General features: G+C 30.4%; 25 protein-coding genes. 13 read left to right on the top strand and 12 right to left on the bottom strand.

Going from position 1 to position 26,440, the window contains the following annotated elements:
* The first annotated feature begins 54 nt into the window (after positions 1 to 54).
* From BWR22_RS05540 to BWR22_RS05525, 4 genes are all read left to right on the top strand, one after another.
* Positions 55 to 582 carry a DUF421 domain-containing protein gene (locus tag BWR22_RS05540; RefSeq protein WP_076732420.1) on the top strand — a complete coding sequence of 176 codons (528 nt, stop codon included), beginning with the start codon at positions 55 to 57 and terminating at the stop codon, positions 580 to 582.
* Positions 583 to 677: 95 nt separating this feature from the next.
* Complete coding sequence (locus BWR22_RS05535) at positions 678 to 2,327, top strand: M1 family metallopeptidase (RefSeq protein WP_076732419.1); 1,650 nt, start codon at positions 678 to 680, stop codon at positions 2,325 to 2,327.
* Position 2,328: 1 nt separating this feature from the next.
* The gene (locus BWR22_RS05530; RefSeq protein WP_076732418.1) at positions 2,329 to 2,901 is read left to right on the top strand and encodes a YdeI/OmpD-associated family protein; all 573 of its coding nucleotides are present in this window, start codon (positions 2,329 to 2,331) and stop codon (positions 2,899 to 2,901) included.
* 58 nt (positions 2,902 to 2,959) lie between these two features.
* Complete coding sequence (locus tag BWR22_RS05525) at positions 2,960 to 4,171, top strand: bifunctional alpha/beta hydrolase/OsmC family protein (RefSeq protein WP_076732417.1); 1,212 nt, start codon at positions 2,960 to 2,962, stop codon at positions 4,169 to 4,171.
* A 56-nt stretch (positions 4,172 to 4,227) separates the two neighbouring features.
* Here BWR22_RS05525 and BWR22_RS05520 read toward each other — a convergent pair whose 3' ends face one another.
* Together BWR22_RS05520 and BWR22_RS05515 are read right to left on the bottom strand one after the other, a co-directional pair.
* Positions 4,228 to 5,694 (bottom strand): sigma 54-interacting transcriptional regulator, encoded by a 1,467-nt coding sequence (locus BWR22_RS05520; protein ID WP_076732416.1) that lies wholly within the window; start codon positions 5,692 to 5,694, stop codon positions 4,228 to 4,230.
* A 60-nt stretch (positions 5,695 to 5,754) separates the two neighbouring features.
* Positions 5,755 to 6,882: a vWA domain-containing protein gene (locus BWR22_RS05515; protein WP_076732415.1), complete on the bottom strand. Its 1,128-nt coding sequence runs from the start codon at positions 6,880 to 6,882 to the stop codon at positions 5,755 to 5,757.
* Positions 6,883 to 6,979: 97 nt separating this feature from the next.
* Between BWR22_RS05515 and BWR22_RS05510 the strand changes: the two genes are divergently transcribed.
* The 4 genes from BWR22_RS05510 (at position 6,980) to BWR22_RS05495 (ending at position 12,242) form a co-directional block, all read left to right on the top strand.
* On the top strand, positions 6,980 to 10,180 hold the full coding sequence (locus tag BWR22_RS05510) for a VPS10 domain-containing protein (RefSeq protein WP_076732414.1): 3,201 nt from the start codon (positions 6,980 to 6,982) through the stop codon (positions 10,178 to 10,180).
* Positions 10,181 to 10,330: 150 nt separating this feature from the next.
* A complete protein-coding gene (locus BWR22_RS05505) occupies positions 10,331 to 10,888 on the top strand; it encodes a superoxide dismutase family protein (protein ID WP_076734373.1) in 558 nt (185 codons plus the stop codon).
* A 15-nt stretch (positions 10,889 to 10,903) separates the two neighbouring features.
* The gene (locus tag BWR22_RS05500) at positions 10,904 to 11,434 is read left to right on the top strand and encodes an RNA polymerase sigma factor (RefSeq protein WP_076732413.1); all 531 of its coding nucleotides are present in this window, start codon (positions 10,904 to 10,906) and stop codon (positions 11,432 to 11,434) included.
* A gap of 1 nt (position 11,435) precedes the next feature.
* Entirely contained in the window at positions 11,436 to 12,242 is an 807-nt protein-coding gene (locus tag BWR22_RS05495) for an anti-sigma factor (RefSeq protein ID WP_076732412.1), read from the top strand.
* Between the two features lie 345 nt (positions 12,243 to 12,587).
* On the opposite strand, the gene BWR22_RS05490 is transcribed toward BWR22_RS05495, so the two are convergent.
* From BWR22_RS05490 to BWR22_RS05475, 4 genes are all read right to left on the bottom strand, one after another.
* Positions 12,588 to 14,834 (bottom strand): TonB-dependent receptor, encoded by a 2,247-nt coding sequence (locus BWR22_RS05490; RefSeq protein WP_076732411.1) that lies wholly within the window; start codon positions 14,832 to 14,834, stop codon positions 12,588 to 12,590.
* A gap of 7 nt (positions 14,835 to 14,841) precedes the next feature.
* On the bottom strand, positions 14,842 to 16,125 hold the full coding sequence (locus BWR22_RS05485) for a tetratricopeptide repeat protein (protein WP_076732410.1): 1,284 nt from the start codon (positions 16,123 to 16,125) through the stop codon (positions 14,842 to 14,844).
* A gap of 79 nt (positions 16,126 to 16,204) precedes the next feature.
* Positions 16,205 to 16,759: a DUF4331 family protein gene (locus BWR22_RS05480; protein WP_076732409.1), complete on the bottom strand. Its 555-nt coding sequence runs from the start codon at positions 16,757 to 16,759 to the stop codon at positions 16,205 to 16,207.
* A 29-nt stretch (positions 16,760 to 16,788) separates the two neighbouring features.
* Positions 16,789 to 17,448, bottom strand: coding sequence for a DUF4331 family protein (locus tag BWR22_RS05475; RefSeq protein WP_076732408.1), 660 nt, complete (start codon positions 17,446 to 17,448; stop codon positions 16,789 to 16,791).
* A 160-nt stretch (positions 17,449 to 17,608) separates the two neighbouring features.
* Between BWR22_RS05475 and BWR22_RS05470 the strand changes: the two genes are divergently transcribed.
* Positions 17,609 to 18,781, top strand: coding sequence for an LETM1-related biofilm-associated protein (locus BWR22_RS05470; protein WP_076732407.1), 1,173 nt, complete (start codon positions 17,609 to 17,611; stop codon positions 18,779 to 18,781).
* Here the strand turns inward: BWR22_RS05470 and BWR22_RS05465 are convergent, their stop codons facing one another.
* The 5 genes from BWR22_RS05465 to BWR22_RS05445 all read right to left on the bottom strand — a co-directional run bounded on the left by BWR22_RS05465 (position 18,782) and on the right by BWR22_RS05445 (position 22,248).
* Complete coding sequence (locus tag BWR22_RS05465) at positions 18,782 to 19,537, bottom strand: LytR/AlgR family response regulator transcription factor (RefSeq protein ID WP_076732406.1); 756 nt, start codon at positions 19,535 to 19,537, stop codon at positions 18,782 to 18,784. It abuts the gene before it with no gap.
* 65 nt (positions 19,538 to 19,602) lie between these two features.
* Positions 19,603 to 19,914 carry a 2TM domain-containing protein gene (locus BWR22_RS05460; RefSeq protein ID WP_076734372.1) on the bottom strand — a complete coding sequence of 104 codons (312 nt, stop codon included), beginning with the start codon at positions 19,912 to 19,914 and terminating at the stop codon, positions 19,603 to 19,605.
* Positions 19,915 to 19,916: 2 nt separating this feature from the next.
* Positions 19,917 to 20,261 carry a 2TM domain-containing protein gene (locus BWR22_RS05455; RefSeq protein ID WP_076732405.1) on the bottom strand — a complete coding sequence of 115 codons (345 nt, stop codon included), beginning with the start codon at positions 20,259 to 20,261 and terminating at the stop codon, positions 19,917 to 19,919.
* 2 nt (positions 20,262 to 20,263) lie between these two features.
* Positions 20,264 to 21,613, bottom strand: coding sequence for a 2TM domain-containing protein (locus tag BWR22_RS05450; protein ID WP_076732404.1), 1,350 nt, complete (start codon positions 21,611 to 21,613; stop codon positions 20,264 to 20,266).
* A gap of 5 nt (positions 21,614 to 21,618) precedes the next feature.
* A complete protein-coding gene (locus BWR22_RS05445) occupies positions 21,619 to 22,248 on the bottom strand; it encodes a hypothetical protein (RefSeq protein ID WP_076732403.1) in 630 nt (209 codons plus the stop codon).
* A gap of 200 nt (positions 22,249 to 22,448) precedes the next feature.
* On the opposite strand from BWR22_RS05445, the gene BWR22_RS05440 reads away from it, so the two are divergent.
* The 4 genes from BWR22_RS05440 to BWR22_RS05425 are packed head-to-tail and all read left to right on the top strand — an operon-like array spanning position 22,449 to position 24,174.
* On the top strand, positions 22,449 to 22,850 hold the full coding sequence (locus BWR22_RS05440; RefSeq protein ID WP_076732402.1) for a hypothetical protein: 402 nt from the start codon (positions 22,449 to 22,451) through the stop codon (positions 22,848 to 22,850).
* Positions 22,851 to 22,855: 5 nt separating this feature from the next.
* On the top strand, positions 22,856 to 23,296 hold the full coding sequence (locus BWR22_RS05435; protein ID WP_076732401.1) for a hypothetical protein: 441 nt from the start codon (positions 22,856 to 22,858) through the stop codon (positions 23,294 to 23,296).
* Positions 23,297 to 23,306: 10 nt separating this feature from the next.
* The gene (locus BWR22_RS05430) at positions 23,307 to 23,852 is read left to right on the top strand and encodes a hypothetical protein (RefSeq protein ID WP_156875576.1); all 546 of its coding nucleotides are present in this window, start codon (positions 23,307 to 23,309) and stop codon (positions 23,850 to 23,852) included.
* A gap of 4 nt (positions 23,853 to 23,856) precedes the next feature.
* Positions 23,857 to 24,174, top strand: a complete 318-nt coding sequence (locus BWR22_RS05425; RefSeq protein ID WP_076732399.1) for a hypothetical protein — start codon at positions 23,857 to 23,859, stop codon at positions 24,172 to 24,174.
* Positions 24,175 to 24,188: 14 nt separating this feature from the next.
* Here BWR22_RS05425 and BWR22_RS05420 read toward each other — a convergent pair whose 3' ends face one another.
* A complete protein-coding gene (locus BWR22_RS05420; RefSeq protein ID WP_076732398.1) occupies positions 24,189 to 26,339 on the bottom strand; it encodes a TonB-dependent receptor in 2,151 nt (716 codons plus the stop codon).
* Between the last annotated feature and the right edge of the window lie 101 nt (positions 26,340 to 26,440).

The raw sequence follows: 26,440 nt of genomic DNA, 5'->3' as shown, positions 1-26,440 counted from the left end.
TGTAAATTTGAATATACCGCAACATTTTCACTAATATTTTAAAAACACTTTTTTATGGAATGGATATATAGTACTAGTGACCCAATCTTACAAACCTTAGTAGGTTGTTTTCTACTTTTTATAATAATTATATTCCTTACACGAATTATTGGTTTAAGATCATTTGCAAAATTTACAGCATACGATTTTGCTTTTACAATTGCCATAGGTAGTATAATCTCTTCTACCCTTACCTCTTCAACATCTATCGCTCATGGATTTACCGCTATAGCTGGTTTACTAATACTTACTTATATTTTCTCTGTATTACAACGTAAAATAAAACCTTTAAGTAAATTAATATCTAACGCACCATTACTATTAATGGATGGCAATACTATTTTAGAAGATAATTTAAAACATGCCAGAATTGAAAAAAAGCAACTTATAGCTAAACTTAGAGAAGCAAATGTATTAAACTACAATCAAGTTGTGGCAGTAGTTTTAGAATCTACTGGTGCTATTTCAGTACTTCATAAAACAGAAAATAGCGACGAGAAATTTAATAAAGAATTACTTTTAGGAGTTAGAAAAACACCATAAATATATTATATTTTAAAGTTTTAAAATATTTAAATAAGTCATTTAATCAAAAGACAACTTTTTATTTTTTACTATTTTTAGCTAAAATTTTATATATGAAAATTAATAAATTCCTTGTATTACTATTTACTTTATTTATAACTTCATTTTCGTTTTCTCAAGGTTTATTAGAAGAAAAAAATAATTTCACACATCAAGATACACTTCGTGGTAGCATAACACCAGAACGCGAATGGTGGGATTTAACGTATTACCATTTAGACATTAAGGTTAATCCTGAAGAAAAAACTATTATTGGTAAAAACACAATAACTTATAAGGTATTACAACCTTATCAGGTTTTGCAAATAGATTTACAAAAACCGTTAACGTTAACTAAAGTAACTCAAAACGATCAAGAATTAGAGATAAAACACGATGGCAACGCACATTTTGTAACACTTAAAAATCAACAAAACGTAGGAGACATTAACAGTGTTGTTGCACATTACAAAGGAAAACCACGTGAAGCTGTACGCGCACCTTGGGACGGCGGAATTTCTTGGAAAAAAGACAAAAACGGAAAGCATTTTATTGCTTCATCTTGTCAAGGTTTAGGAGCTAGTGTTTGGTGGCCAAATAAAGACCACATGTATGATGAAGTAGACAGCATGGATATTAGCGTTACAATACCAAAAGAATTAATGAATGTCTCTAACGGAAGACTTAAAAGTATTGTAGATAATAAAAACGAAACCATTACCACAAATTGGCATGTAGCAAACCCAATTAATAACTATGGTGTAAATATTAATATTGGTGATTATGTTAATTTCTCTGAAGTTTACAAAGGTGAAAAAGGCGATTTAGACATGAACTATTATGTACTAAAAGACAACCTTGACAAAGCAAAAGAACATTTTAAAGACGCACCAAAAATGATGAAAGCTTTTGAGCATTGGTTTGGCCCATATCCATTTTACGAAGACAGTTTTAAACTTGTAGAAGTACCTTATTTAGGTATGGAGCACCAAAGCTCTGTAACGTATGGAAACCAATATCTTAAAGGTTATTTAGGCAAAGATTTATCTGGTACTGGTTGGGGATTAAAATTTGATTTCATTATAATACATGAAGCAGGACACGAGTGGTTTGCTAACAATATAACTAACGTAGATATTGCAGATATGTGGATACACGAAAGTTTTACTGCATATTCTGAAAGCTTATTTTTAGACTATTATTATGGTACTCAAGCGTCTGCAGATTATGTTATTGGCACAAGACAAAGCATTCAAAACGATAGACCTTTAATTGGAAAATACAATGTAAATAATGAAGGTTCTGGAGATATGTATTATAAAGGTGCAAATATGTTACACACCTTACGCCAACTTATAAATAACGACGAAAAATGGAGACAAATACTACGTGGTTTAAACAGTGAATTTTATCATCAAACTGTTACAACGCAACAAATCGAAAACTATTTAGCACAAGAATCTGGACTAAATCTACAAGGTTTTTTTGATCAATATTTACGTACTACAAAAATTCCTGAACTACAGTATGCCATTAATGGAAAAAAACTAACCTACAAATGGAATAATGCAGTTAAAAACTTTGTAATTCCAATTCAAATTGAAGTTAATGGTGTTTCACAATGGATTACTCCTACTTTAGAAAACCAAACCTTAAAATTAAAAACTAAAAACCCAAAAATTGTAGTGGATAGAGATTTCTATATTAAAACTAAAACGCTTTAAAATGAATCAAGAAGAGCTCTATTTTAAAACAGATAAAGAATGGCGGGAATGGTTACATGAAAATCATGAAAACGATAATGGCATTTACCTTATCTTTTACAAAGTTGGACACGAAAAACAAAGCATGCGTTGGGAAGAAGCTGTAAAAGTTGCTTTATGTTATGGCTGGATAGATAGTACAGTTAAAAGTTTAGGTAATGGAAAACGCAGACAATATTTTTGCAAACGTAAACCAAAAAGTGTCTGGAGTGCTGTAAATAAAAAATATATAGAAGTTTTAATTGCTGAAAATTTAATGCATAAAAAAGGAATTGACAGTATTGAAATAGCAAAACAAAACGGCAGTTGGACAGCTCTAGATGCTGTTGAAAAAGGAATTATTCCAGAACTATTACAAACAGCATTTAATGCAAACCCAAAAGCATTTAAAAACTACAATAACTTTGCGCCTTCTTACAGAAAGCAATATTTATATTGGGTAAATCAAGCCAAACGAGAAATCACTAAACAAAAAAGAGTTTACGAAATTATAAAATTATGCGAAGCTAATATTAAGTCACGAGGAAATTGGTAAACCTTCTATTTTTGAAAGGCTAATTCTTTTTTACGACTGATTATAGAAACTAAAGAAAATGAACATTCAAAAAGTAACCTTTAGCAATACTAAAAACGAAACATTAGTTGGACGTTTAGAGCTGCCTGTTAATCAACATCCTCATAACTTTGCAATATTCGCACATTGTTTTACTTGTAACAAAAACTTATCTGCGGTAAAAAATATAAGTAGAGCACTTACAGCAAATGGTTTTGGAGTATTACGCTTCGATTTTACAGGTTTAGGTGATAGCGAAGGTGATTTTGAAAACACTAATTTTTCTGGTAATGTTGAAGATTTAATTCATGCTTCAAACTTTTTAAAAGAAAATTATAGTGCACCAACTTTAATTATTGGCCATTCATTAGGTGGCGCTGCTGCAATTTTTGCAGCTTCAAAAATAGAATCTGTTAAAGCTGTTGCTACTATTGGCGCGCCTTCAAACCCTAAACATGTTCAGCATTTAATACAAAGTAGCGTTGAAGAAATTAAAACTACAGGAATAGCAAATGTTAATATTGGAGGTAGACCTTTTACAATTAAAAAACAATTTTTAGACGATATTGAAAGTAAATCTTTACCAGAGGTTGCACAAAAACTTCGTAAAGCATTGTTGGTTATACACTCGCCACAAGATACAACGGTAGGCATACAAAATGCCGAAGATATTTATGTTGCAGCAAGACATCCAAAAAGTTTTGTTTCTATAGATGGTGCAGACCATTTATTATCAAACAAAGAAAATTCTAACTATGTTGGAAAAATTATTTCTAGTTGGGCTATACGTTATGTAAATATTCCTAAAACTGAAATTATAAATACACAACATGATGTGGTTGCAAGTTTAGATGCTTCTGAAGGTTTTACAACTAAAATGAAAGTAGGCAATTACTATATTACAGCAGATGAGCCTACAAGTTATGGAGGTAATGATTTTGGACCTTCGCCATATGAGCTTGTATCTGCAGGATTATCGGCTTGTACTGCTATGACTATACAAATGTATGCTAAGCGTAAAGGTTGGGATATTGAAAATGTTGAAGTGCATAGCAAATACTCAAAAACACATGCTGAAGATTGTAAAGATTGTGAATCAACTTCAGCAAAAATTGATACTTTTCATAGAGAAATAAAACTTACCGGTAATTTAGATGAAAAGCAAATACAACGTGTGCTTCAAATTGCAGATAAATGTCCTGTTCACAAAACATTACATAGCGAAACACAAGTAATCACTAAGTTGATTTAATGTTTTTTATAAAAAAAGCGCAGTTAAAAATAGCTGCGCTTTTTACTATTTCATTTTTATAAACCGCTTATAAAACTTCCATATGGGTCTTTAAATTGAATACCTTCAGTATAGCGATATTTACTAAGTTGTTTATACTCCACTAAAGCCCATAAAACAAATTCTTTAACAAAATAGCTTTCGGCTTTATCTAATTTTGGTTGGTATTCTCCTAACAAATCATCTAACGGAGAAATAGCATCTAGTAAGCCTTGGTACTCTTTGTCTCTTAAATCGTCTAAAAGTTCAAAACCATCTCGGTTATTAAAAAACCATGATATAACATCATCATAAGGACTTTCGTCTCCTTGTTTCTGTAGCTTTTCAATTTTAGGAAAAAACTCTGGGAATAAACTTTTTACAGCTTCGCCTATTAAATTAAAAGCAACTTTTGCAGCGCCTTCTTGTTCTCCTTCGTAGACCAATTCTACTTTTCCAGTAATAGCAGGAATGATACCTAAAAAATCACTTAAACGCACCATTGTTTTACTGTCTCCTGTTTTTAAAGCACGAAGTTCTGCTGTACTTAATAAATTTTCAAAAGCAGTAATACTTAATCTTGCACTAACACCACTTTTAGCGTCTATATATTCGCTTTCTCTGGCTTCAAAAACAATTTGTTCTAGTAAATCTTTAGCCAATTCTGGAATGGCAACCGCATTTGTTTGTCTTGTATCAAGCTTTGCTTCTTGTTCTGTAATTATTTTTGCAGTTTCAATATCTTCTGGATAATGCGTTAAAATTTGTGAGCCAATTCTATCTTTTAAAGGCGTTACAATACTACCTCGATTGGTATAATCTTCAGGATTTGCAGTAAATATAAATTGCATATCTAAATTTAACCTTAGTTTAAAACCTCTAATTTGTATGTCGCCTTCTTGTAAAATATTAAACAAAGCAACTTGTATTCTGGCTTGTAAATCGGGTAATTCGTTTATAACAAAAATACATCTATTGGCTCTTGGAATCATACCGTAATGTATTACACGATCGTCTGCATAACTTAGTTTTAAATTGGCTGCTTTTATAGGGTCTACATCACCTATTAAATCTGCCACAGTTACATCTGGAGTGGCTAGTTTTTCGGCAAAACGCTCGCTTCTATGCAACCATGCTATTGGAGTACTATCTCCTTTTTCTTTTGTTAACTCTATAGCAAAACGAGAGATTGGTTGTAAAGGGTCGTCATTAATTTCGCTGCCTTCAACTACAGGAATATACTCGTCTAACAAATTTAACATTAAACGTGCTAAACGTGTTTTTGCTTGACCGCGTAATCCTAATAAGTTAATATTATGTCTAGATAAAATAGCGCGCTCTAACTCTGGAATTACAGTGTTTTCATAACCATGAACACCTTTAAAGGTGGTTTCTTTATTTTTTATTTTTTCAATTAAATTATCTCTAAGTTCATCTTTAATAGATTTACTTTCGTAACCTGCATTTTTTAATTCGCCTAAAGTTTTTATTGTTTCTATTTTCATATTTATTTTTTTTGTGATAGCTCGACGACGCTCGACATTACACTTATATTTTGTACTTAATTATCCTTTAATTCGTTTTTTTCTATTGGTTTCATAATCTTCAAATATCATTTCTCCCAATCCTTTTAATCCTGTATAAAATGCTTTGCCTTGATTAGCTCTTGTAAATTCTTGAACAAACTGCATCAAATAATTATCTTGAGCAATCATAAAAGTTGTTATTGGTATGTGTAATTTTCTAGCTTGTTGTGCCATAGCATAACACTTATTGGTTATGTGAGGATTTAAACCGTTACTGTCTTTATAATAAGTACCATCTGGCAAACGCAAACAACTTGGTTTTCCATCGGTTATCATAAATATTTGTTTATTAGTGTTACGTTTTCTTCTTAACAAATCCATAGCTAATTGTAAGCCTGCAACTGTGTTTGTGTGGTATGGCCCAACGTTTAAATATGGTAAATCTTTAATTTTTATTGGCCAAGCATCATTACCAAAAACCAAAATATCTAATGTATCTTTTGGGTAACGTGTTGTAATTAATTCGGCTAAAGCCATAGCTACTTTTTTTGCAGGAGTAATTCTATCTTCACCATACAAAATCATACTATGGCTAATATCTATCATCAACACTGTACTCATTTGAGATTTGTGCCTTGTTTCTTCTACTACCAAATCGTCTTCGGTAATAGTAAAGTCACCAATTCCATTATTTATTTGAGCATTTCTAAGGCTTTCTGTCATAGAGACTTTATCCAAACCGTCACCATATTGGTAATTTCTAAAATCTCCAGTATGCTCATCTCCTATTCCAACACCTTTACTTTTATGGTTTCCACTTCCACTTCGTTTAATTTTTCCAAAAATTTGATCTAAAGCCGCTTGACGAATTGCACGTTCTGTTTTAGCTGTAATGCCAATTCCTTTTTTGCCATCTGGTTTTATTTCTTCTCTTATAAAACCTTTAGCTTTTAAATCTTCAATAAAATCGTCTATTGTATAATCTGCCGTGGTAAGTTTATATTCTTTATCTAATTCTCTAAGCCAATCTATGGCTTCGTCAAAATCACCTGAAGTATGTGTGATTAACTCTTTAAATATATCAAAAAGTTTATCGAAAGGTGATTGCGAAGGTGCTTCATAATTTTTAAAAACAAAGCCTTTTTTCTGTATATTATTTTCTTTCATTGCATTATAAAAATACAACAAAATGCCATCAAAATATACCTCTTAACACCTTTTTAAGATTATGTTGCTTAACTTTATGCAAACTAATCTACTAAAAATGAAAAAACTTTACATTTTACTACTATTACTCTTTTCTATTTCATCATTTTCGCAAGATTTCTCTATGGATTTGGTTAAAAACATGACACCAAGAAATATTGGTCCTGGCGGTATGTCTGGACGTGTTACAGCAATTGACGCTGTACATACAAATCCAGATATTATGTATGTTGGTACAGCTTCTGGTGGTTTATGGAAATCTACTTCTGGAGGTATTAAATGGGATCCTATTTTCGATAATGAAGTTACAGCATCTATTGGTGCTGTTGCTATACAACAATCTAACCCAAGTGTTATTTGGGTAGGAACAGGTGAAGGTAACCCAAGAAATAGCTTAAATGGCGGTTACGGTATTTATAAATCTTTAGACGCTGGAAAAAGTTGGAAATCTATGGGTTTAGAAAAAACACGACATATACATAGAGTTATAATAGACCCAACAAACCCAGATGTTGTTTATGCTGCTGCTATTGGTAGTCCTTGGGGAGAACACAGTGAGCGTGGTGTTTATAAAACTACAGATGGTGGTAAAACATGGAAAAATATATTATTTGCAAATAATAAAACTGGAGCTGCAGATTTAGTAATGGATCCTACAAATCCTAACAAATTAATTGCGGCTATGTGGGAGCACAAACGTGAGCCATGGTTTTTTAATTCTGGTGGCGAAGGTTCTGGTTTACATATTACTCACGATGGTGGTAAAACATGGAAAAAAATTACAGAAAAAGAAGGTTTCCCAAAAGGAAATTTAGGCCGAATTGGTGTTGCAATTGCTAGAAATAAACCTAATATAATTTATGCTTTAGTTGAAGCTAAAAAGAATGCGCTTTACAAAAGTGAAGATGGCGGATTTTCATGGAAAAAAATAAACGATAAAAGCGACATTGGAAACAGACCATTTTATTATTCTGAAATATATGTAGATCCACAAAATGAAAACCGTGTATATTCTGTATTCACTTATATTAATGTAAGTGAAGATGGCGGTAAAAGTTTTAAGCAACTTATGCCTGCTTATGGTGCAAATAATGGTGTGCACCCAGATCATCATGCCTGGTGGATACATCCTGAAAATGGAAATTTTATGATTGATGGTAACGATGGCGGAATGAATATTACAAAAGATGGCGGAAAATCATGGCGCTTTATTGGCAACATGCCAGTGGCTCAATTTTACCATATAAATGTAGATAACGAGTTCCCATACAATGTTTATGGTGGTATGCAAGATAATGGTTCATGGCGTGGTCCTGCTTATGTTTGGAGAGCTCAAGGTATTAGAAATAGCTATTGGCAAGAAATAAGTTTTGGTGATGGTTTTGATGTTATTCCAGATCGTGATAATTCGCGTTACGGTTGGACAATGAGCCAACAAGGTTATGTAAGCCGTTACGATTGGCAAACAGGTAATAATTATATGGTTAGACCAACACATCCAGATGCAGATGTTTTACTTCGTTTTAATTGGAATTCTGCCATAAACATAGACCCATTTAATAATAGTACAATTTACTTTGGAAGTCAATTTGTGCATAAATCGACAAACAAAGGTGATACATGGAAAATTATTTCGCCAGACTTAACAACTAATGATCCTGAAAAACAAAAACAACGCGATAGTGGTGGATTAACAATTGATGCTACAGGTGCAGAAAACCATTGTACAATATTAGTTATCGAACCTTCACCTCTAGAAAAAAATATGCTATGGGTTGGTACAGATGATGGACGCGTACACATTACAAAAAACGGTGGTGACACTTGGGAAGACGTTAGTAAAAACCTTAGTGGTTTACCAAAAGGCAGCTGGATAGTACAAATAAAAGCAAGTAATAAAAATAAAGGTGAAGCGCTTTTAGTTGCAAATGATTATAGAAGGTTTAATTATGAACCTTATGCATACAGAACAAAAAACTATGGTAAAACATGGCAACGTATTGTAGATAGTAATGATGTTGAAAGCTACGCGCTTTCAATTGTAGAAGATATTGAAGAACCAAACCTTATGTTTTTAGGTACAGATGACGGATTGTACATATCTACAAACGCAGGAAATAAATGGACAAAATGGACAGAAGGTTTCCCAACAGTTCCTGTAAAAGATTTAGTAATTCACCCAAGAGAACACGATTTGGTTATTGGTACTTTTGGTCGTGCCGCATGGATTTTAGATGACATTAGACCATTAAGAGCTATTGCTAAAAACGAAATTTCTAATAAAAAACTAGAATTATTTTCGCCACCAACAGCCTACAAAGCAGCTTACCAACAACCAACTGGTAGCCGTTTTGGAGCAGACGCTATGTATAACGGCGAAAATAGAGGTTCTGGAGCAAGATTTAGATATTTTGTTAAGGTAGATGAGCCAACAAAAAAAGATAAAGAAGATAAAAAAGAATCAAAAAAAGAGGAAAGCGAATTAGATGAAAATATTGTAAAATGGGACTCTATAAGCATTAAAATTTACGATAACGATAGACTTATTAGAACGTTAAAACGAAAAACTCCAGATACAACAGGTATATATAACTGGACTTGGTATATGCGTGAAAGCGGAAAAGATAGGCCATCAAAATCATTACGCAAAAGATCAAGCGAACCAGGAGGCGTGACAGTAAAACCTGGAACTTACAAAGCTGTAATGCATTATGGTAATTTAACTTCGGAAGAACTAATTACTGTAGAAGAAGATCCTAGAATAGAAGTTTCTACTCAAAATACAAACGAAGTTTATACAGCTCTAAAGGCTATTGAAGATTTAAGACAAACCATGGCAGATGCTACAAAGCAATTAGCCGAAAGTAAAAAAACAGCAGAAAAATTCAAGAAAAACCTTAGCAGTTTAGACAAAAAGAAATACAAAGAAGAGATAAAAGCATCTAAAGAAATAATTAAAAAAATAGACGAACAATTTGCTGTTTATTTTGGTAAAGAAGATGACAGACAAGGTATAACGCGTAGTAACCTACCAACAGTTAATTCTAGAATAGGAAATGCAAGTAGTTATATAAGCTCGAGACAAAACGGTTTAACTAGTACAGAAACAACACTACTAAACCATGCAAAAACAGCCTTAAAAGAAGCTTTAAAAGAAACAAACACCTTTTTTAATACAGATTGGAAAAACTATAGAAACACCATTGAAAATTTAGATATTTCTGAATTTAAAGCCATTGAAAATTTTTCCATAGATTAAAGAAAAAATTATTTTTTGATGAGTAAATAACTAAAAATGTGAGATATAAAATTTAAATTTAATCTTAAAGCATAAATAATTAAAAGATACTTGCAAAAAACTATTAATAACCTTAAATTACCTATAATGATAATTAAAAAAACTAATCCAATGAAAAAAATAGTATTATTAGCACTTTTAGGTGCATTTACAAGTCTTACCAGTTGTAAAAAAGATGCAAAAGATAAAGTTGAACCAGTTACAGAAGCAGAAAAAGCTGTAAAAGTTAAGTTCGCTTTATCACCAAAAAGCGACAGTAATGTAAAAGGTAATGTTGTTTTTACACAAGAAGACGGTACAGTAGAAATGACAGCCATTTTAGAAGGTTTAGATCCTGGTGAACATGCAATACATATTCATGAAAAAGCAGATTGTTCTTCTACCGATGGAAAATCTACTGGAGGTCACTGGAACCCAACTGCAGAACCACATGGAAAATGGGGAGACGCAGCAGGATACCATAAAGGTGATATAGGAAATTTTAATGCAGACGAAAAAGGTTTTGCTGCTGTAAACTTTTCTACAAACGAATGGTGTATAGGCTGTGGAGACGACACAAAAGACATTTTAGGAAAAGCCATTATTGTACACCAAGGTACAGATGATTTTACTTCTCAGCCAAGTGGTGCTGCAGGTAGCAGAATTAGCTGTGGAGGTATAATTCAATAAATTTTATAAAAGTATATGCAATTAGAAACATTAGTACTTAAATTTCAAGAAAAGGATGAGAAAGCCTTTGAGAAATTATACAATATGTATAGCGAAAGCATGCATGGTGTTATATATAATATCGTTAGAGATCATGACATTGCACAAGAAGTTATGCAGGATGTTTTTATAAAAGCATGGCATAAATCAGACTCTTATAACTCTAAAAAAGGACGTTTTTTTACTTGGATTCTTAATATTTCGAGAAATGCAGCAATAGATAAAACGCGCTCTAAAAGTTTTAAAAACAGTTCTAAAAACCTTAGCTCTGATTATTTCGTAGATATCATACCAACTCAAGATGACCTCAACACTTCTACCGATGCTATTGGCATTGCAAAATATGTTGGGAAGTTAGCCGAAAAGTGTAAAAAAGTAATAGATCTACTTTACTTTAAAGGTTATACGCAAAAAGAAGCATCTGAAACATTAGAAATTCCTATTGGGACAATAAAAACTCACAATAGAAATTGTATTAAAGAATTAAGAGAATTGGTATTAAATTAATATGGAAAAAGAACAATACATAGCATCTGGAATACTAGAACTCTATGTTGCTGGTTCGCTAACCGAAGCAGAAAACGAAGAGGTACTTAGTATGATGCAAAAACATCCTGAAGTTCTTCAAGAAGTTTTAGATATTGAAGCTGCTGTAATTAAATTAACTAAAGCTGCAGCTCCAAAAAATAAGATTTCATTTAAAACGATCCTTGATAAATTAAAAGGAACAGATAGCCAAAATAAGGTAGTAACTTTAAACAATAAGCCTAAAAATAATTGGTATAATTATACTGGTTGGGCTGCTGCACTTATTTTAGGTGGTGGATTATTATGGATGAATAATCAAAATAATACATTAGAAAATAAAATTACTGAAATACAAACTGAAAAAGATTTCTTTGAAACACAAATAGAAGATTTAAACAGTGATTTAGCAGACTCTAAACAAATAATTAATGTCTTTAGGGATAAAGATGTAATTGGTGTTCCTCTTGCAGGACAAGCTGTTTATCCTGAAGCTTATGCAAAAGCTTATTGGAATAAAGACAACAAAACTGTTTACTTAGATTTAGCAGGTTTACCAGAACCTCCAGAAGGTAAAGTTTACCAAGTTTGGTCTTTAACTTTAAATCCTCTTACACCAACAAGTTTAGGTACTATTGATAATTTTATATCTGATGATAACAAAATATTTAGCTTAGAAAACACAAACGAATCTCAAGCATTTGGTATTACCTTAGAACCAGCTGGAGGAAGTGTTTCTCCAACGCTTGAACAATTATATACTTTAGGAGTTGTTGAAAAAACTTCTTAAATATATAATTTTAAATATTTATTTAAGTCGGCTGTTATTTTATAACAGCCGACTTTTTTTTATAAAACAGTTTTGTAAAAACAATTAAACATTTACTTAATAATAGCGCATAAAAAAGCTCAGATAAAAACCTGAGCTTAGTTAATAAAGTAATTGTCTTCCCTTACATTACTTTATTTTGATAAAGAAAGTCCTTACTTATATAGTTAGGAATAAGCAAGGCACTTTCCAAATCAACCAACAAAAAAACAAACAAAATTTATATCTTTTTCATAGCTTTAAATCTTATATTTTAATGTTAATGGATGATTTTAAAATACTTACGTAAAATTCATCCATAAGGTTTTAAAAATTATAAGTTAAAGTTGCTTTAGCATTAAATGGAGTTCCTGGTGTAAAATGAATTTCTTCTGTAGAATCAATTTCATTTTGTAGTCTAGACTCTGTTAAGAATTGAGTTTCGTTCCACTCTGTATCAAATATATTTTCTATTGAAATACCTAATGTTAGGTTTTTATTAAACTTATAATTAAGATTAAAATCTGTTACAAAATAACCTTCTGCTGTAACAGAATAGTCTTCGTTTGCAGCTCTATCATCTAAAAATCTATAACTTAAAGCTCCAGAAAAACCTTTATAATTATTTAAAGCTAATCCTCCAACCATAGTAAAACTTGGTGCTAATGGTATATAATCTTCACCATCATTTTCTTCAATACTTCTAGCTTTTGTTAATGTTGCATCTGTATTAAAATATAAATAATCGTTTAATTGGTATCTTAATCCTAAATCTAAACCTAGACGTTCTGTTTCTCCGCTAGGTTCTACAATTCCAGCATCTCCAACGTAAACAAATTCTTGTTCTAAAAACAAATACCATGCTGTAGTATTAATCACTAAATTTTTAGTTGGTTTCCATACATTACCTAAATCTACTCCATAAGCTTTTGGTAAAATATCTCTTCCTTGTTGGCTTACTACTACTCTAGCATCGTTAGAATGAAAACCAATTCCAGACTTTAAAAACCATTGTAGATTATTGTTTTGATTGTATTGTATGTTAAGCTTTGGTAATAATGCTGTTTTAGTTTCAGATTGCGTTTCATAATCTTCGCTTAAAGCATCATTATATAAAAATTTAAAATATTCTAATCTTAATCCTGGAGTAATTTTAACTTTTCCTAAATCGAATCCAGCTTTATAATAAGCAAACGCATTGGTTTGGTTTATATCGCCAAGTTGTATAAATTCTAAAGTGGTATTTCTATTTAGTGTATGAGATAACTCTACATCATTAACCTTATCATATCTTAACCCAATTCCGCTAGTAGTCTCAATAATTTCATTATTAAAGGCATTTTGTTCTTTTATTTCGGTATTAAATCCAAAAATAGAGCGGTCTTCTTTTTGTTTTATCTGGTCTCCATTAATAGGGTCGTCAAGAAAAAAGGTAAAGTTAGAATACAGTTCAAAATCATAATGAGAATAAAATGCATTAGACTTTACTGTGGTATCATCACTTGCAAAAAACTTGTGTTCTAAGTTTATGTTTGTTCTACTTGTATTGCCTCCTTCGGTATCATCAATAGCACCAAAACGGTCTATCAATCCGCTTTCAACAGCACGATTTGGTATTTGTCCAGAAGCATCCCAACGACTATTAAAGTGAGTAACAGTTGTTGTAATTTTATTTCTATTTTGTAATAAAGTAGAATACTTACCAATAAGATTAAGTCTGTTGAAGTTTTGAGAGCTATTAAATGGGCCATCGGTTTCAATATATTCTATACCTGCATAGGCGTTAGAATTTTTATTGTTATCTGTTAAATTAAAAAGACCTAGTGTTCTAATGGTATTAAAATCTCCATAAGATAATTTAATAGTATTATTTTCTATACTACTTTTAGTTTTAAAATCTACATAACCTGCTGTTGTAAAATCTCTAGCATTAGCATAATATGGTCCTTTACCAAAGTTAATACTCTCGATAGTTTCTGGAATAACAAAGTGTAAATCGCTGTAACCTTGACCATGTGCATGAGATACATTGTTTACCGGAATTCCATCCACATTTATAGAAATATCTGTACCATGATCGATATCGAAACCTCTTAAAAAAATCTGTTCGGCTTTACCTCCACCAGCATGCTGCCCTATTATTAATCCTGGTATTTTTCTTAATATTTCTTGAGAAGAATTTATAGGTGACGTTTGTACATCTATTTTTGTTAATGTATTTAATACATTTTCTTGTTCGGACAAGACCAATTCATCTAATTGAAAAATTTTACGTTCTAGATTTATACTAATTGTAGTATTAAAATCTTCTTCTTTAAGAACTATGTTTTTCTTTTTAAAGCCTAATAAACTTATAGTTATTGTGTCGTTTACTTTATTGTTTTCTAAAACAAAATATCCATTATCTGCAGTGTGAGAGTGCGACTTTGTATCTAAATTATAGATATAAGCGGTAGCTAAAGGCTGTTTATTATTTAAAACATATCCTTTTACTTGTTGTGCAGTAAGAATTTTGAAACTTAGAAAAAAGATAAAGAATAATGCAATGCGCAGAATACTTTTTGGGTTTTTCATTTTTTATTTATAGTTGGTTAATTTTAATTTCGGTTACAGGTCCTAACTCGTATGTTGCACCAAGTAGTTCTTTTTTTAATGGTTGTAGTTCATCATTCATATTATTTGCCTTATATATCTCGGCAATATGATATAATACTTCTGGTTCGAATGTTTTATTAATTATATGTTTATCTACAATTTCTAAAGCTTTTTTATATTCACCTTTATTGTAATAAGCCCAAGCCAATAAATCGTAAGATTGAGGTGTTGCTCTATTTTCTATTTCTTTTTTAGAAATTGTAATTGCAGAGTCAATTAGCGTTTTGTCTTCAGCAAATAACTTAGCGTTATAAGCATTATACATCTCGCCATATTTACTATTTTGTACTGCTTTTTTATAAGACGCAATATAATTATTTTTAGAATTTTCGTCCTTTAAATATTCTGAAATTTCAGCTTTTAACAGTAAGTAATCTGGCGCACTATACGTTTGAGTAATTGAGTTTAAAATACGTAACGCCTCTTCTGGATTACGCTCGTAAGAGTATATAATCCAAGCTATACCTTTTTTTGCATAAGAATTATTGGGATCTAATTCTAAAGCTTTAAGAAAGTATTGGTAAGATTTATCTAATTGGCCATCGTGACCATAAAAATCTGCAATATTAGTATAAGACCAAATTTTTAAATTTTTAAGATTTGAAGACTCTGCTTTAATCATAGCCATTTCCATATATTTAATAGCAGCATCTAGATTTCCAATATGGTCATTCCATTTTGCTGTTCTAATTAAATAATCGAAACTGTTTAAATCTACTAATTTTTCTAGGTAGGATTTAGCTGTATCAAAGTTGCCAAGTTCCATATGCACATCAAACATCATTTTTTGAGTGCTTTCTAAATCATCACCAATAGTTTCGGCTTTTTTTAAAAGTTCTAAAGATTCTTTAAAACGGTGTTGAGAAATGTAATTTCTTGCTAAGGCTCTTAATTCTCCACATTTTTCAAAATTATTTTTAGTGTTTAGTTCTAATAAATAATCTTCAGATTTTTTAAGATTTTCAATATTTCCTGTGGCATCAAATAATTGGTTTTGAGCATTTGCAAGTTGGGAAAAATAACTTACAGGATGTGGTGTTTTTTCTTGTTTTGCAGACCAAAATTTATATTCTTCGGTTGCATTTTCTAATTTTTTATTTTCTGCAATTAGATATCCATCATAATTTTCAGAATTTGTAATTGTTTTGGCTTTTTCTTCGCAACTAAAAAACAAAGTTAAAAAGAATAGGAAGTATAAATATGTTTTCATGTCTGTTTGTGTTTGTTGGTAAGTATATTATATAAAAAAACCAGAGCACTAAAAAAAGCACTCTGGTTTAATATATTATTTAGTGAGGTGTTGCTAAATAAGGGAAAGATGTTAAAAAATCTTTATCGTTTCCTGCAACATAATCCGTTGTTAAAGTAGGATTATCTGTACCCATTGGTCCACCAAAGATTAATAACAATTCTGTATCAATAACATCGTCTGCAAGAGTTCTTCCTGTTAAAACGTTAGTACCATCGAAAAAAGTGGTAACACCATCTAAATCTACACTTAAAACATCTGTAGCTAAAACGCCTGTAAAATCTTCTGCATTTAATCCTAAAGCATTAGTAGTATAAGCTCCGTTTAAAGCTAATAATCTAGTTTCGAAACTTGATTGAAAAGCTGGTCCTTGTGCAGAAGGCACTGTTGTATTAAATGTGTTTTTCTGGCTATCGCCTACACTAAACACAGTGTTTATAGCAGGTCTACCCATTTGGTCGTCTTGTGTGTAAGTACCTGAGAAATCTATAGTAGCTTCTCCTATTGGTGTTACTGCATTATCATCATCATCAGAGCAATTAAATGCTGCTCCAGAAATTAATAATGCTATCATTAATGTTTTTATATTTTTCATAATTATATATGTTTTTAGGTTGATTATTATTATTTAGACTTAGTTTCTAACCAAGTATTAATTGTACCAGTTCCACCAATTAAAGTTTTTGGTACTTCTACAACTATTGACAGTACATTTGTACCAGCAAACTTATCTGTTCCTGGGTTGTTAAATCCTCCTGGTGCATTACCAGCTAAGATTTCATTGTACTGATCGAAATCAAAATAAAATGGATCATCTCTAGGTCCTGCAAATGCTTTAACTCCATTAGAAGCGTTAGTTGCTGTAACTGCTGCATCATTGTAACCTGTAATATCTACTACTGTTAATGGAGCAGACGTGTTAATTGTACTATTTAATCCTGCTGAAGATCCAGCTGCAAATGGTCCAAATACATACATTTTTCCATCTCTTGCTACTGCTTGAATTAATAAGTCTTCTACAGTATCTGCATCTGTATCAATGTTAATTTCTACTAATACATTCTCATCAAACTGTGCTGAAGCTGATGCTGTTGGACTTAATAAGCCTTGTACATTTGCAACAAATGCAATGTTGTCTTGATCTTGTGCTCTAAAAGCATAGAAATCTGTAATGTCACTTGTTCCACCTGCAACTGCTGGTGCGTCAATGTGATCGGCTGCTACCATAAAGAAACCTGCAACTGCAATAGCCGAAATTCCTAATAAAATTTTTAATTTTTTCATAATTTAATGAGATTTTTGTTAATTAATTTTTTGGTTCTCAGTCTACATACGAGAAAATGCAGAAGTCGGTTTTGTTAAACTTGTGTTAACAACTTGAACCACTTATAGTCTATAAGTTTCATTTAGTATAAGTAACTTAGCGGCTAAAAACTAATAATAAGTGAACCCATCTTCATTTGGCTGGATAAATAAGCAAACTTTAATATTTCATAAAGTTTTCTCTAACAAAGCTTTAACACTTATAAGTCTTTATCAAGAATTAATAACTTGTGGTTATATATATGGTAGCAATACGGATATAGCTCTATCTTATATTGATAAGGCAGATTTTTCTTCTGAAGAAATATGTAAAATCAATCATCTTACTGCTTTAATGGTTGTACATCAATCTGTTAAAGCAAATGAAAATTTTATAGAAGATACCGTTTTATTTTACAAAAAAATTAATGCACATAAAACGCATTTTCTATCTGAGATTATAAAGAAAAACAATAGTACTGAAGCTTTAGAAAAAATAATACATAAGCGCATTCAAATAGATAGCAACCTTATTAATAAAAGCTTTAACTATTTTATTACAAATGCATTGTTATTTATAGATGTATTGGCTTATAAAGAATATTTAATTTCAGGACATATTACCGAAGCCTCTATTATTAACGAAGAAAGTGCAATAGAAACCATAGTTTTAAAAACTTTAAATGCTAAAACCGAAAAAACTAAGTACGATAATAGCCTTATTAATCTATTTGAGCAGTCTTTACGTTACCAGCAAACGAACCAGCTTACTTATGCTCAAGCTATTAAATATTTAAAAACACCTTTAGAAAAGCAATACATACTAGATTTAGCATGTATGGCAACCTGGACAGATAAAACTATTGATGATAAAGAGCGTTACTTTTTATTTAATTTAGGTAAAGATCTAAAGCTAAAAAATACAGATGTAACAACTGCCATGCAGTCTATTTCTACTTTTTATGAAACACATAAAAAAGATATTGTATTATTAGGTTCTAAAAATATTGTAAAATCTTTTTATGATAACTCAAGTAAAATTGTAATTAAACTAATCTCTAGAAATAGTAAACGTTTATTAAAAGAACTATCTCAAAGTAAAGAGTTAATGATTTTATTAACAAAATCAACAGTTAAGGACCTCTCTAAAGAAGAACAAAAAAAAGTAAACGAGCAATTATTAGATATTTTTAAAGCCATACCAAGTCTCGCTATTTTTATATTACCTGGAGGCGCACTATTACTTCCGTTAGTTATTAAATTTATTCCTAAATTATTACCATCTGCTTTTGATGATAATAGAATTGAAGATTAACTATTCTAACCAAGACTTAAATTTTTTAACACGCTCACGAGCTACAATAACTTCTTCTCCTTTATAAGTTTTTAGTTTTATTTGTAACCTTGAATTTGTGTAGCTTACCATATCTTCTATTGCTTGAATATTTACAATAAATTTTCTGTTTATTCTAAAAAAATGTTCTGGAGCTAACTCTTCTTCTAAACTATCTAAAGTAGTATCTAACAAATAACTTCTGCCTTGATTTGTATGTAAATAAGTGCCTTTATTTTCACTATAAAAACATTCTATATCTTCTATATTAACTAATTTTAAATGCTGGCCTACTTTTACCGAAAAACGTTTTTTATACTCTCGTTCTATAGGATTAATTAAAAGTTTTTTAATTTCATTAAAGTCTAAAGAAACTGTTTGTTTTTTGGGTAAGCGTATTTTAAATTTAGATACCGCTGCTTCTAACTCTTCGTCATCAATAGGTTTAAGTAAATAATCAATACTATTTAATTTAAATGCTTGAAGCGCATACTCATCGTAAGCAGTTGTAAATATTATAGCTGAAGTTATATCGATTGCATCAAAAATTTCAAAAGACAAACCATCGCTTAACTGTATATCTAAAAATATTAAATCTGGATGCTCGTTATTTTGAAACCATTCGATGGATTCTTCTACAGAGTGTAACATGGTATCGGCCTCAATATCTAGCGCTTTTAACATGCGTTGTAAACGTCTGGCAGAAGGTTTTTCGTCTTCTATTATTATTACTTTCATAATTATAGGTTGGTGAACTTTTAAAAAATTACTTAATAGTTTTTAGCGCTTTAATTTAAAGATAATTACTCCCACACATTGTTTTCATTCTCCATAATTTCTTTAATTTTTCGTTCTTCCCAATTTGTTCCTAATATAAAATTAGGTAAAAATACAGTTAGACCATGGATAATTAATGGTATTCCCCAAATGGTTAATGTTATAAAATTATACCATTGAAAATAAGATTGTCCGGGTTTTAAATTATCAATATTTATAAACACAATAACTGTATTAATTACAATATAAATTAACAAGTGTGTATAAAAACCTTTTATTCTTTTTACACGTTTTTTTGCACGTTCTAAACGTTGTTGATCTATTTGATTTGTGTTCATGTTTACTCCCATTTTTTATTTTCTTCTTTTAAATACTTTTCTATTTTTCGTTTTTCCCAAGCTTTACCAAACAAAAAGTTTGATCCAAAAACGCCTAAAAAATGAAACAACAATCCAATTCCCCAAAAAATTACTGTTGAAAAGACATTAAACGACCAAAATTTTTCTCCGTTTAAATTTTGAGAAATAACATATAAAATAAAAATATTAATTACTATATAAGATGCTAAGTGCCAATAAAAGCCAAGAATTTTTTTAACTCTTTTTTTAGCTCTTATATAAGCTTCTTCTCTATCAAAATTTTTATGAGAATTAGTGTTGTTATATGGATCTATATTTTGAGACATAATTATAGATTGTATTGGTTACCTTCTTCTTCTTTCATAAATTTTTCAATTTTACGCTCCTCCCAACTTCTGCCTAAAACGCCATCGTTTACAAAAACCTTATAAGCGTGTATACTTAAGCCTAATCCCCAACCAAAAAGCGGAAAGAAAAACCATTTAAAATCCCAATATGTGTTATAATTTATAAATATTAAAAATGGAATAACACAGCAGTAAGAAATTAAATTATAATAAAATTCTTTTAATTCGTCTACTCTTTTACGAGCTCTTATATAACTGTCGTCGTATTGTTTTATTGGTGTTTGTTTCATAACTATAATTTGTTTTGTTAGCATTGGAATAGCGACCTTAAATTTGGTTTTATCCTCTGTTATACTAACTGTTTTATTTGATAATAGCTGGTAACGCTGTTTAATATTACTTAAGCCTACTCCGCTACTCTTTTTTATTACTTGTTTGGTTTGTAAATTGTTTTCTACAATTAAATTTCCGTTGTCTTCGTAAATTTTAATGTGTAAAGGTTTGCTTTCTGTTACTGTATTATGTTTTACTGCATTTTCTAGAAGTAATTGTAGTGATAATGGCACTACTTTACTTTCTGGGTTTGATGCTTTTTCAAGAATATTAAATACAATACTGTCTTCAAAACGCATTTTTAAAAGCGACATATATGTTCTTGCAAATTTTAGTTCTTCGTCTACAGTAACTAAATCTTTATTTTTTTGCTCTAAAACATAACGATAAACTTTAGATAGACTAGTTGTAAATTTTTGTGCACTATCCGGATTTTCTTCAATTAAACTAGTTAATACATTTAAGCTATTAAACAAAAAATGTGGGTCTAACTGGTTTTTTAAAGCATTAAACTTTGCACTTGCAGTTCCAGCAATTACTTTTTGTTCTTTTACCTTACGATCCTGTTTATTTTTGTAATAATAAATACTATAAAAAATTACAGTAATTAAAATTGAAATTCCTAAAGCAAACAGATAACTACTTAGTGTTTCGGTTTTTAAAAAATTACTAAACGTGCTGTTATAAATTATTACTCTTGTTATGTATCGAATACAAAAAATAGATAGTATCGAGACTCCAATAGATAATATTACAGCCATAATAAGGTTTTTAAACTCGAAGAGTTTGTAACCCATTTTATCTGTCATGTAATTAATTGAAAAAGAATTTGCTAAATATAAAATAACCGAATAAGCTTGATTATATATAAAATATTCCAGTAGATATTTATCGAACGCAATAGTATCTCCATTAATAAATCTAAAAATACCTATTACAATAAATACTAGAATACCAATGCTAAAGGCTTTACCAAATGCTTTTAAGAATTTAATCATACTTATTAATTACAAGATTTAATCATTTGCTCTGCTCTTTCCTTTCCCCAATTTGGGTGAAATTTAGATTCTGGTTTAAAGTTAACAAAAAGTTCTAAGGCTTTATTAAATTCGTTACAAAATGGCTTAGTGTCTTGACCAAAATATCTTGCGCTTCCTATGTTCCACTCGGCTCTATTTAATACTACTCTTGGGTTTTTAGAATCAAGTTTATATGCTTGTTCATACAACTGTGCTACTTTTGGCGCTAAGGTCATGCCATATTTTGCTCCATCACTTGCAACATAAACGGTATGCAATAATGCTTGCATAACTAGAATTTCGACGTTTTCTTTACTGTTTGTTTTTGCATCGTTAATAAAATTTTGAGCTCGTTTTAATTGCGCATCTAATTTTTCTGAGTCTTGAAGTTTTGTAAATCCATCAAGGATTAATACTTGAGCTGCATAGTAACTTGGTAACCAATTTTCGTTTTCTGCACTCGAGATACGCTCGAATAAATTTACAGCTTCCTCTGTTTTTTGTTCTTCCCATAAGCTAAATGCTTTTAACATACCGGTTTCATATTTACTTTCGGTTTGTGCATTTAAATTAGAAGTAATCATCATAATAACTAATAGTGCTAATCTGTACATAATTTTGTGGTTTTAATTGTTAGGACAAATATCTTGCACAAATACTTGTTTAAAAAAAACGAATTACCGAACTGTTATTTTTTAATACTGAATTGTAAAAAACTATAAAACATTACATTCCTTAACAATTTGGAAGCATAAATTTTAAAATTAATTACTTAACTTTAAGCTGCTATTAATTTAACTATAAACACTAAACAATGGATTATACATTAATTGTGCAAATTGTTATTGGCATAACCATTTTATTCCTAATACTTTTTAATATCTATTTGTATTTTAACGATGTAGAAAATGACACTGTAAATTTTCTAATCAAGCGTTGGGCATACCATAAATATTTTTTTCTAACAACTGCTTGGGGAATTTTAGGTGGACATTTTTTTTTAGGAACAGAAGTTCCACTTTTAGGACCTAACGCCTGGCTTCCAGTTGTTTTAGTAGTTGTTTTATTAATTGCCTTATTAATAATAGGATTAAAACAGGACAAAGATTTTGTAATGAAACGACGTATACAATTACTACTATTAATTTTGGGAGTTATTTATGGTCACTTTTTTTGGTCGCAGCGTCATTTAGATTATTTAGACATATTTAATTAAAAATCATGCAAAACTTAGAAACGTATTTTGAAACACATCCTAAATTAGTTCGCATAGTGCAATATATTTTAATTGGCTTATTTGTACTGCTAATTATATTCGATATTATTTTAGCGGCGACTAATAATATTACCATTAGCGAAGTTATTAAAGGTGAAACCGAAAAGGCATTTTTTGTACTTACTTATTTTTGGGGAGCAGTTGCTATAAACTTATTTTTTACACGAAAAAGCAAAAAATTAGTTCACGAAGTTACTGGTACAATTATACTTTTTTCAATTGCGGCATTAATTTATTTTTTAAAAATTGGACCTTTTTTAATTGAAACTGTAGCAAAAATACCTAACCAACCAACACAAAACGAAATACGCATAGCACATGCAATATCTATGGTCTTTGGATTATTAATTGGTTATTTATTTTGGAGACAAGATCATGTGGAATAATCTAAAATTTATGGATTTAAATAAAAATGAAATATTAAGTAATACTATAAAAATGAAACCAATAAAACACCTTTTTTTAAAAAACACACTACTTCTTTTTTGCGTATTACTTTTAGCTAACTGTAAAACCTATTTAGCACCTAGCTATAACCAAACAATTATAGATAAATCTACAGAGGCTACAACAGAGACTTTTTTATTTTTAGCAGAAATTGCTGGAGGTACAAATGAAGAAAGTTTTTCTAGACGAGAAAACACATACAACTCATTAATAAGCAAGTTTGAAACCTTAAATCTACTTGCTAAAGCACGACCAATACCAAGCAACAAAACTACAGAACATATAAATAATTTATTAGCAGAACGTAATAGTCCAACCTCATCTAGCGATTACCCAAGCGCTTTTGCCTTTAATCGTATTGTAGAAAACTTGGTTAAAATGAAAGAAAAAGACCAATCTTCTGGTTTAAGCCCAATAGTAATAGAAACTTTTAAAGGTGAAATTAAAATATTTTTAGATCAAGCCGTAACCTACGAAAGCTTTTTAAAACGTTAATATTATGAATAACAAAACAGCTAACTTAATAGATTCTATAAAAAACGTAGCTTCTAACATATTAGAAAAAGATATTGCTTTGGTAACAGGTTTTAGCGAGCGGCAAGCAGAAGCTATTTCTAAACAAGCTCTTATTATAAAAGCAGGTATTGCTACTGGAGAAATTGAAGACGACCTTATCGGGTTCTTTCTCGATGGCTTAAAGCATATGGTTACCAACTTTGTTAACACACTAAAAGGAATCCTTAAAGTTGTTTTAGAAAAAGTATGGAACGGTATTGTTACTGTCCTTTATGAAGCTATTGGGATTTTTAATGTTTAAATAAAAAATAAAGTTTACAAATTATCCAGTTGGTTATCATTACCGTTTTCGCTAATAGTCCAAAAGAAACCTACAAAAAAGAACTGATCTGCGGCAGGACGCAAAGCACGACTAGCAAAATTATTATTTACATCTGGTGTTGTTGCATATTGGTAACCGTTTACGTTTTTAAATCCTAAAGCATTATTAACAGAAAAATATAAAATTTTCTGAGGACTTAATAAATACGCCCAATTTAAACTTAAACTATTATAGCTTTTGGTTTTTTCATTTAAAAAACCAGCTTTATTTGGGTTGGTATAAGTTCTCCCAGAAGCAAAACTATAACTTACACCTAATTGACTTTTCCAATTTTCAATCCAATATTTTCCAACCACAGAAAGGTTATGCTTATTAGCAAAATTAGGTTGTGCAGCCGTTAAGTAATTTTTATAATCTCTTTCTGTATCTAAATAAGAGTAACTTAGCCAATAATCGATATTCTTTATGCTCTTATTATCACGGTAAAATAAATCTAATCCCTTAGCAAATCCAGTTCCTAAATTATTATAATTACTTTCCAATCCAGCAAATTCTGTATTGTATTTTACTAAATTATTATAACCTTTATAATAAGTTTCTGCTCTAAATATTTTACCATCATTATTGTATTGGTAATTTAAAATATAATGTTGTGTTTTTTGTGCTTTTAAATCTTGTTCAAACTTTAAAATACTACTGTTTGGATTTTGATAAAAATCGCCATAAGCTAAAGATAATTGGCTTTTAGCTCCTGTTTTATATGCTAAAGACAAGCGTGGTGCGATATTAGTTTCTTTAAATAATTGGCTATATTCTGTACGCAAACCTGCTTTTAAAGCTATTTTTTTAGAGAAAATTATATCGGTTTCTGTAAATATTGAAGCAATATTATTTTTAAATCCATAATTTAAAGGCGCCATTAACTCGTTATTAAAATCTTCGTTAAAATCTGTTGCAAAATATTCTGCTCCAAAATTTAGTTTAAAACGATTGCTAAAGCTTTTTCTAAGTTTTAGCTTAGCATGAAAAGAGTTTTCAATATCATCAATATTACTATTATCTATATTCATTTTGCTTTTAGCATGAGTATAACTAATTCCTGTAGCTAGTTTCCATCTGTTTTTTAACTTTTCGGTATAAGAACCATTAAAATAAAGGTTTGCATTATTTAGTTTAAAGTGTATTCCTTCTGGTTGATTGATATCTTCTTGAATGAGTTCAAAATTTGTTGTATCGAAAGCCGAGTATAATTTAAGCAGCCCATTATTAGTTTTATATCTGTAAACAGCTTCTCCAGAAAAATTTTCAGGAGATTTTTTCCAATCGTTTCTATCTTTAAAAATGGCTTGATATGGTTCTAAATTAATATAAGAAGCATTAACACTTAACGAGCTTTTCTCCCATTTTTGTGTATTGCCTAATGTTGCTCCCAACGTCATAATACCAATGTCGGTTTTTTCTTGTTCTGGCTCGTCTATAGTATTTAATAGTAAAACACTTGATAAGGCTTGCCCATATTCTGCACTGTAACCGCCTGTAGAAAAAGTAATACCATCAAACAAAAAAGGAGAATAACGTCCGCGAGTTGGTGTGTTATTTGTAGAAGGTGAATAAGGTGTAAACACGCGAATACCATCTATAAAAATTTGAGTTTCTTCTGCCTCACCACCACGAACAAATAATCGACCATCTTCTGCTACTGTTGTAGTTCCTGGCAAAGTTTGTAGAGCACCAACATAATCACCAAGGGCACTTGCAGTAGTAACAACATCTAAAGATGTTAAAGCTGATACTTTACTATTATCGCCTGCCGAAAAAGTACCTGCCGAAAGCACTACTGTATCTAACGCGTTTACATCTTCGCGTAACGTTATTTTTAAATTGTTTAAAGTAGAAACATCTCCTGTTAATGTGTATGTTTCGAATGAAATAAAAGAAATATTTAAAGTTTGCGTTCCTGTTTCTGTTGTTTTAAAAACAAAATTACCTTCTGCATTGGTAGTTGTACCGTCGTAAGTGCCTTTTAAATAAACATTGGCACCTTCTATAGGATTGTTTTTAACATCTATAACTTGTCCTGTAATAGTTTGTGCAAAGCATTGACCACTGATTAATGTGATTAGAATTGCGGTAATAAATTTCATAATTGTTGCGTTTTTGGTTAACTAAAAAATATATTCAGCCTGATTGATGGTCCAAAAATGCAACCGAAGTTTAGTTTTTAAAATTGATTATTACCGAATTG

Source organism: Lacinutrix venerupis (assembly GCF_001971745.1).
GTDB lineage: Bacteria > Bacteroidota > Bacteroidia > Flavobacteriales > Flavobacteriaceae > Lacinutrix > Lacinutrix venerupis.
This window is presented reverse-complemented; position numbering and strand designations above follow the sequence as displayed.

Excerpts from the sequence above, each read along its gene's own strand:
- BWR22_RS05540 (WP_076732420.1), top strand. The coding sequence starts at position 55 with ATGGAATGGATATATAGTACTAGTGACCCAATCTTACAAACCTTAGTA.
- BWR22_RS05535 (WP_076732419.1), top strand. The coding sequence starts at position 678 with ATGAAAATTAATAAATTCCTTGTATTACTATTTACTTTATTTATAACT.
- BWR22_RS05530 (WP_076732418.1), top strand. The coding sequence starts at position 2,329 with ATGAATCAAGAAGAGCTCTATTTTAAAACAGATAAAGAATGGCGGGAA.
- BWR22_RS05525 (WP_076732417.1), top strand. The coding sequence starts at position 2,960 with ATGAACATTCAAAAAGTAACCTTTAGCAATACTAAAAACGAAACATTA.
- BWR22_RS05520 (WP_076732416.1), bottom strand. The coding sequence starts at position 5,694 with ATGAAAATAGAAACAATAAAAACTTTAGGCGAATTAAAAAATGCAGGT.
- BWR22_RS05515 (WP_076732415.1), bottom strand. The coding sequence starts at position 6,882 with ATGAAAGAAAATAATATACAGAAAAAAGGCTTTGTTTTTAAAAATTAT.
- BWR22_RS05510 (WP_076732414.1), top strand. The coding sequence starts at position 6,980 with ATGAAAAAACTTTACATTTTACTACTATTACTCTTTTCTATTTCATCA.
- BWR22_RS05505 (WP_076734373.1), top strand. The coding sequence starts at position 10,331 with ATGAAAAAAATAGTATTATTAGCACTTTTAGGTGCATTTACAAGTCTT.
- BWR22_RS05500 (WP_076732413.1), top strand. The coding sequence starts at position 10,904 with ATGCAATTAGAAACATTAGTACTTAAATTTCAAGAAAAGGATGAGAAA.
- BWR22_RS05495 (WP_076732412.1), top strand. The coding sequence starts at position 11,436 with ATGGAAAAAGAACAATACATAGCATCTGGAATACTAGAACTCTATGTT.
- BWR22_RS05490 (WP_076732411.1), bottom strand. The coding sequence starts at position 14,834 with ATGAAAAACCCAAAAAGTATTCTGCGCATTGCATTATTCTTTATCTTT.
- BWR22_RS05485 (WP_076732410.1), bottom strand. The coding sequence starts at position 16,125 with ATGAAAACATATTTATACTTCCTATTCTTTTTAACTTTGTTTTTTAGT.
- BWR22_RS05480 (WP_076732409.1), bottom strand. The coding sequence starts at position 16,759 with ATGAAAAATATAAAAACATTAATGATAGCATTATTAATTTCTGGAGCA.
- BWR22_RS05475 (WP_076732408.1), bottom strand. The coding sequence starts at position 17,448 with ATGAAAAAATTAAAAATTTTATTAGGAATTTCGGCTATTGCAGTTGCA.
- BWR22_RS05465 (WP_076732406.1), bottom strand. The coding sequence starts at position 19,537 with ATGAAAGTAATAATAATAGAAGACGAAAAACCTTCTGCCAGACGTTTA.
- BWR22_RS05460 (WP_076734372.1), bottom strand. The coding sequence starts at position 19,914 with ATGAACACAAATCAAATAGATCAACAACGTTTAGAACGTGCAAAAAAA.
- BWR22_RS05455 (WP_076732405.1), bottom strand. The coding sequence starts at position 20,261 with ATGTCTCAAAATATAGATCCATATAACAACACTAATTCTCATAAAAAT.
- BWR22_RS05450 (WP_076732404.1), bottom strand. The coding sequence starts at position 21,613 with ATGATTAAATTCTTAAAAGCATTTGGTAAAGCCTTTAGCATTGGTATT.
- BWR22_RS05445 (WP_076732403.1), bottom strand. The coding sequence starts at position 22,248 with ATGTACAGATTAGCACTATTAGTTATTATGATGATTACTTCTAATTTA.
- BWR22_RS05440 (WP_076732402.1), top strand. The coding sequence starts at position 22,449 with ATGGATTATACATTAATTGTGCAAATTGTTATTGGCATAACCATTTTA.
- BWR22_RS05435 (WP_076732401.1), top strand. The coding sequence starts at position 22,856 with ATGCAAAACTTAGAAACGTATTTTGAAACACATCCTAAATTAGTTCGC.
- BWR22_RS05430 (WP_156875576.1), top strand. The coding sequence starts at position 23,307 with ATGGATTTAAATAAAAATGAAATATTAAGTAATACTATAAAAATGAAA.
- BWR22_RS05425 (WP_076732399.1), top strand. The coding sequence starts at position 23,857 with ATGAATAACAAAACAGCTAACTTAATAGATTCTATAAAAAACGTAGCT.
- BWR22_RS05420 (WP_076732398.1), bottom strand. The coding sequence starts at position 26,339 with ATGAAATTTATTACCGCAATTCTAATCACATTAATCAGTGGTCAATGC.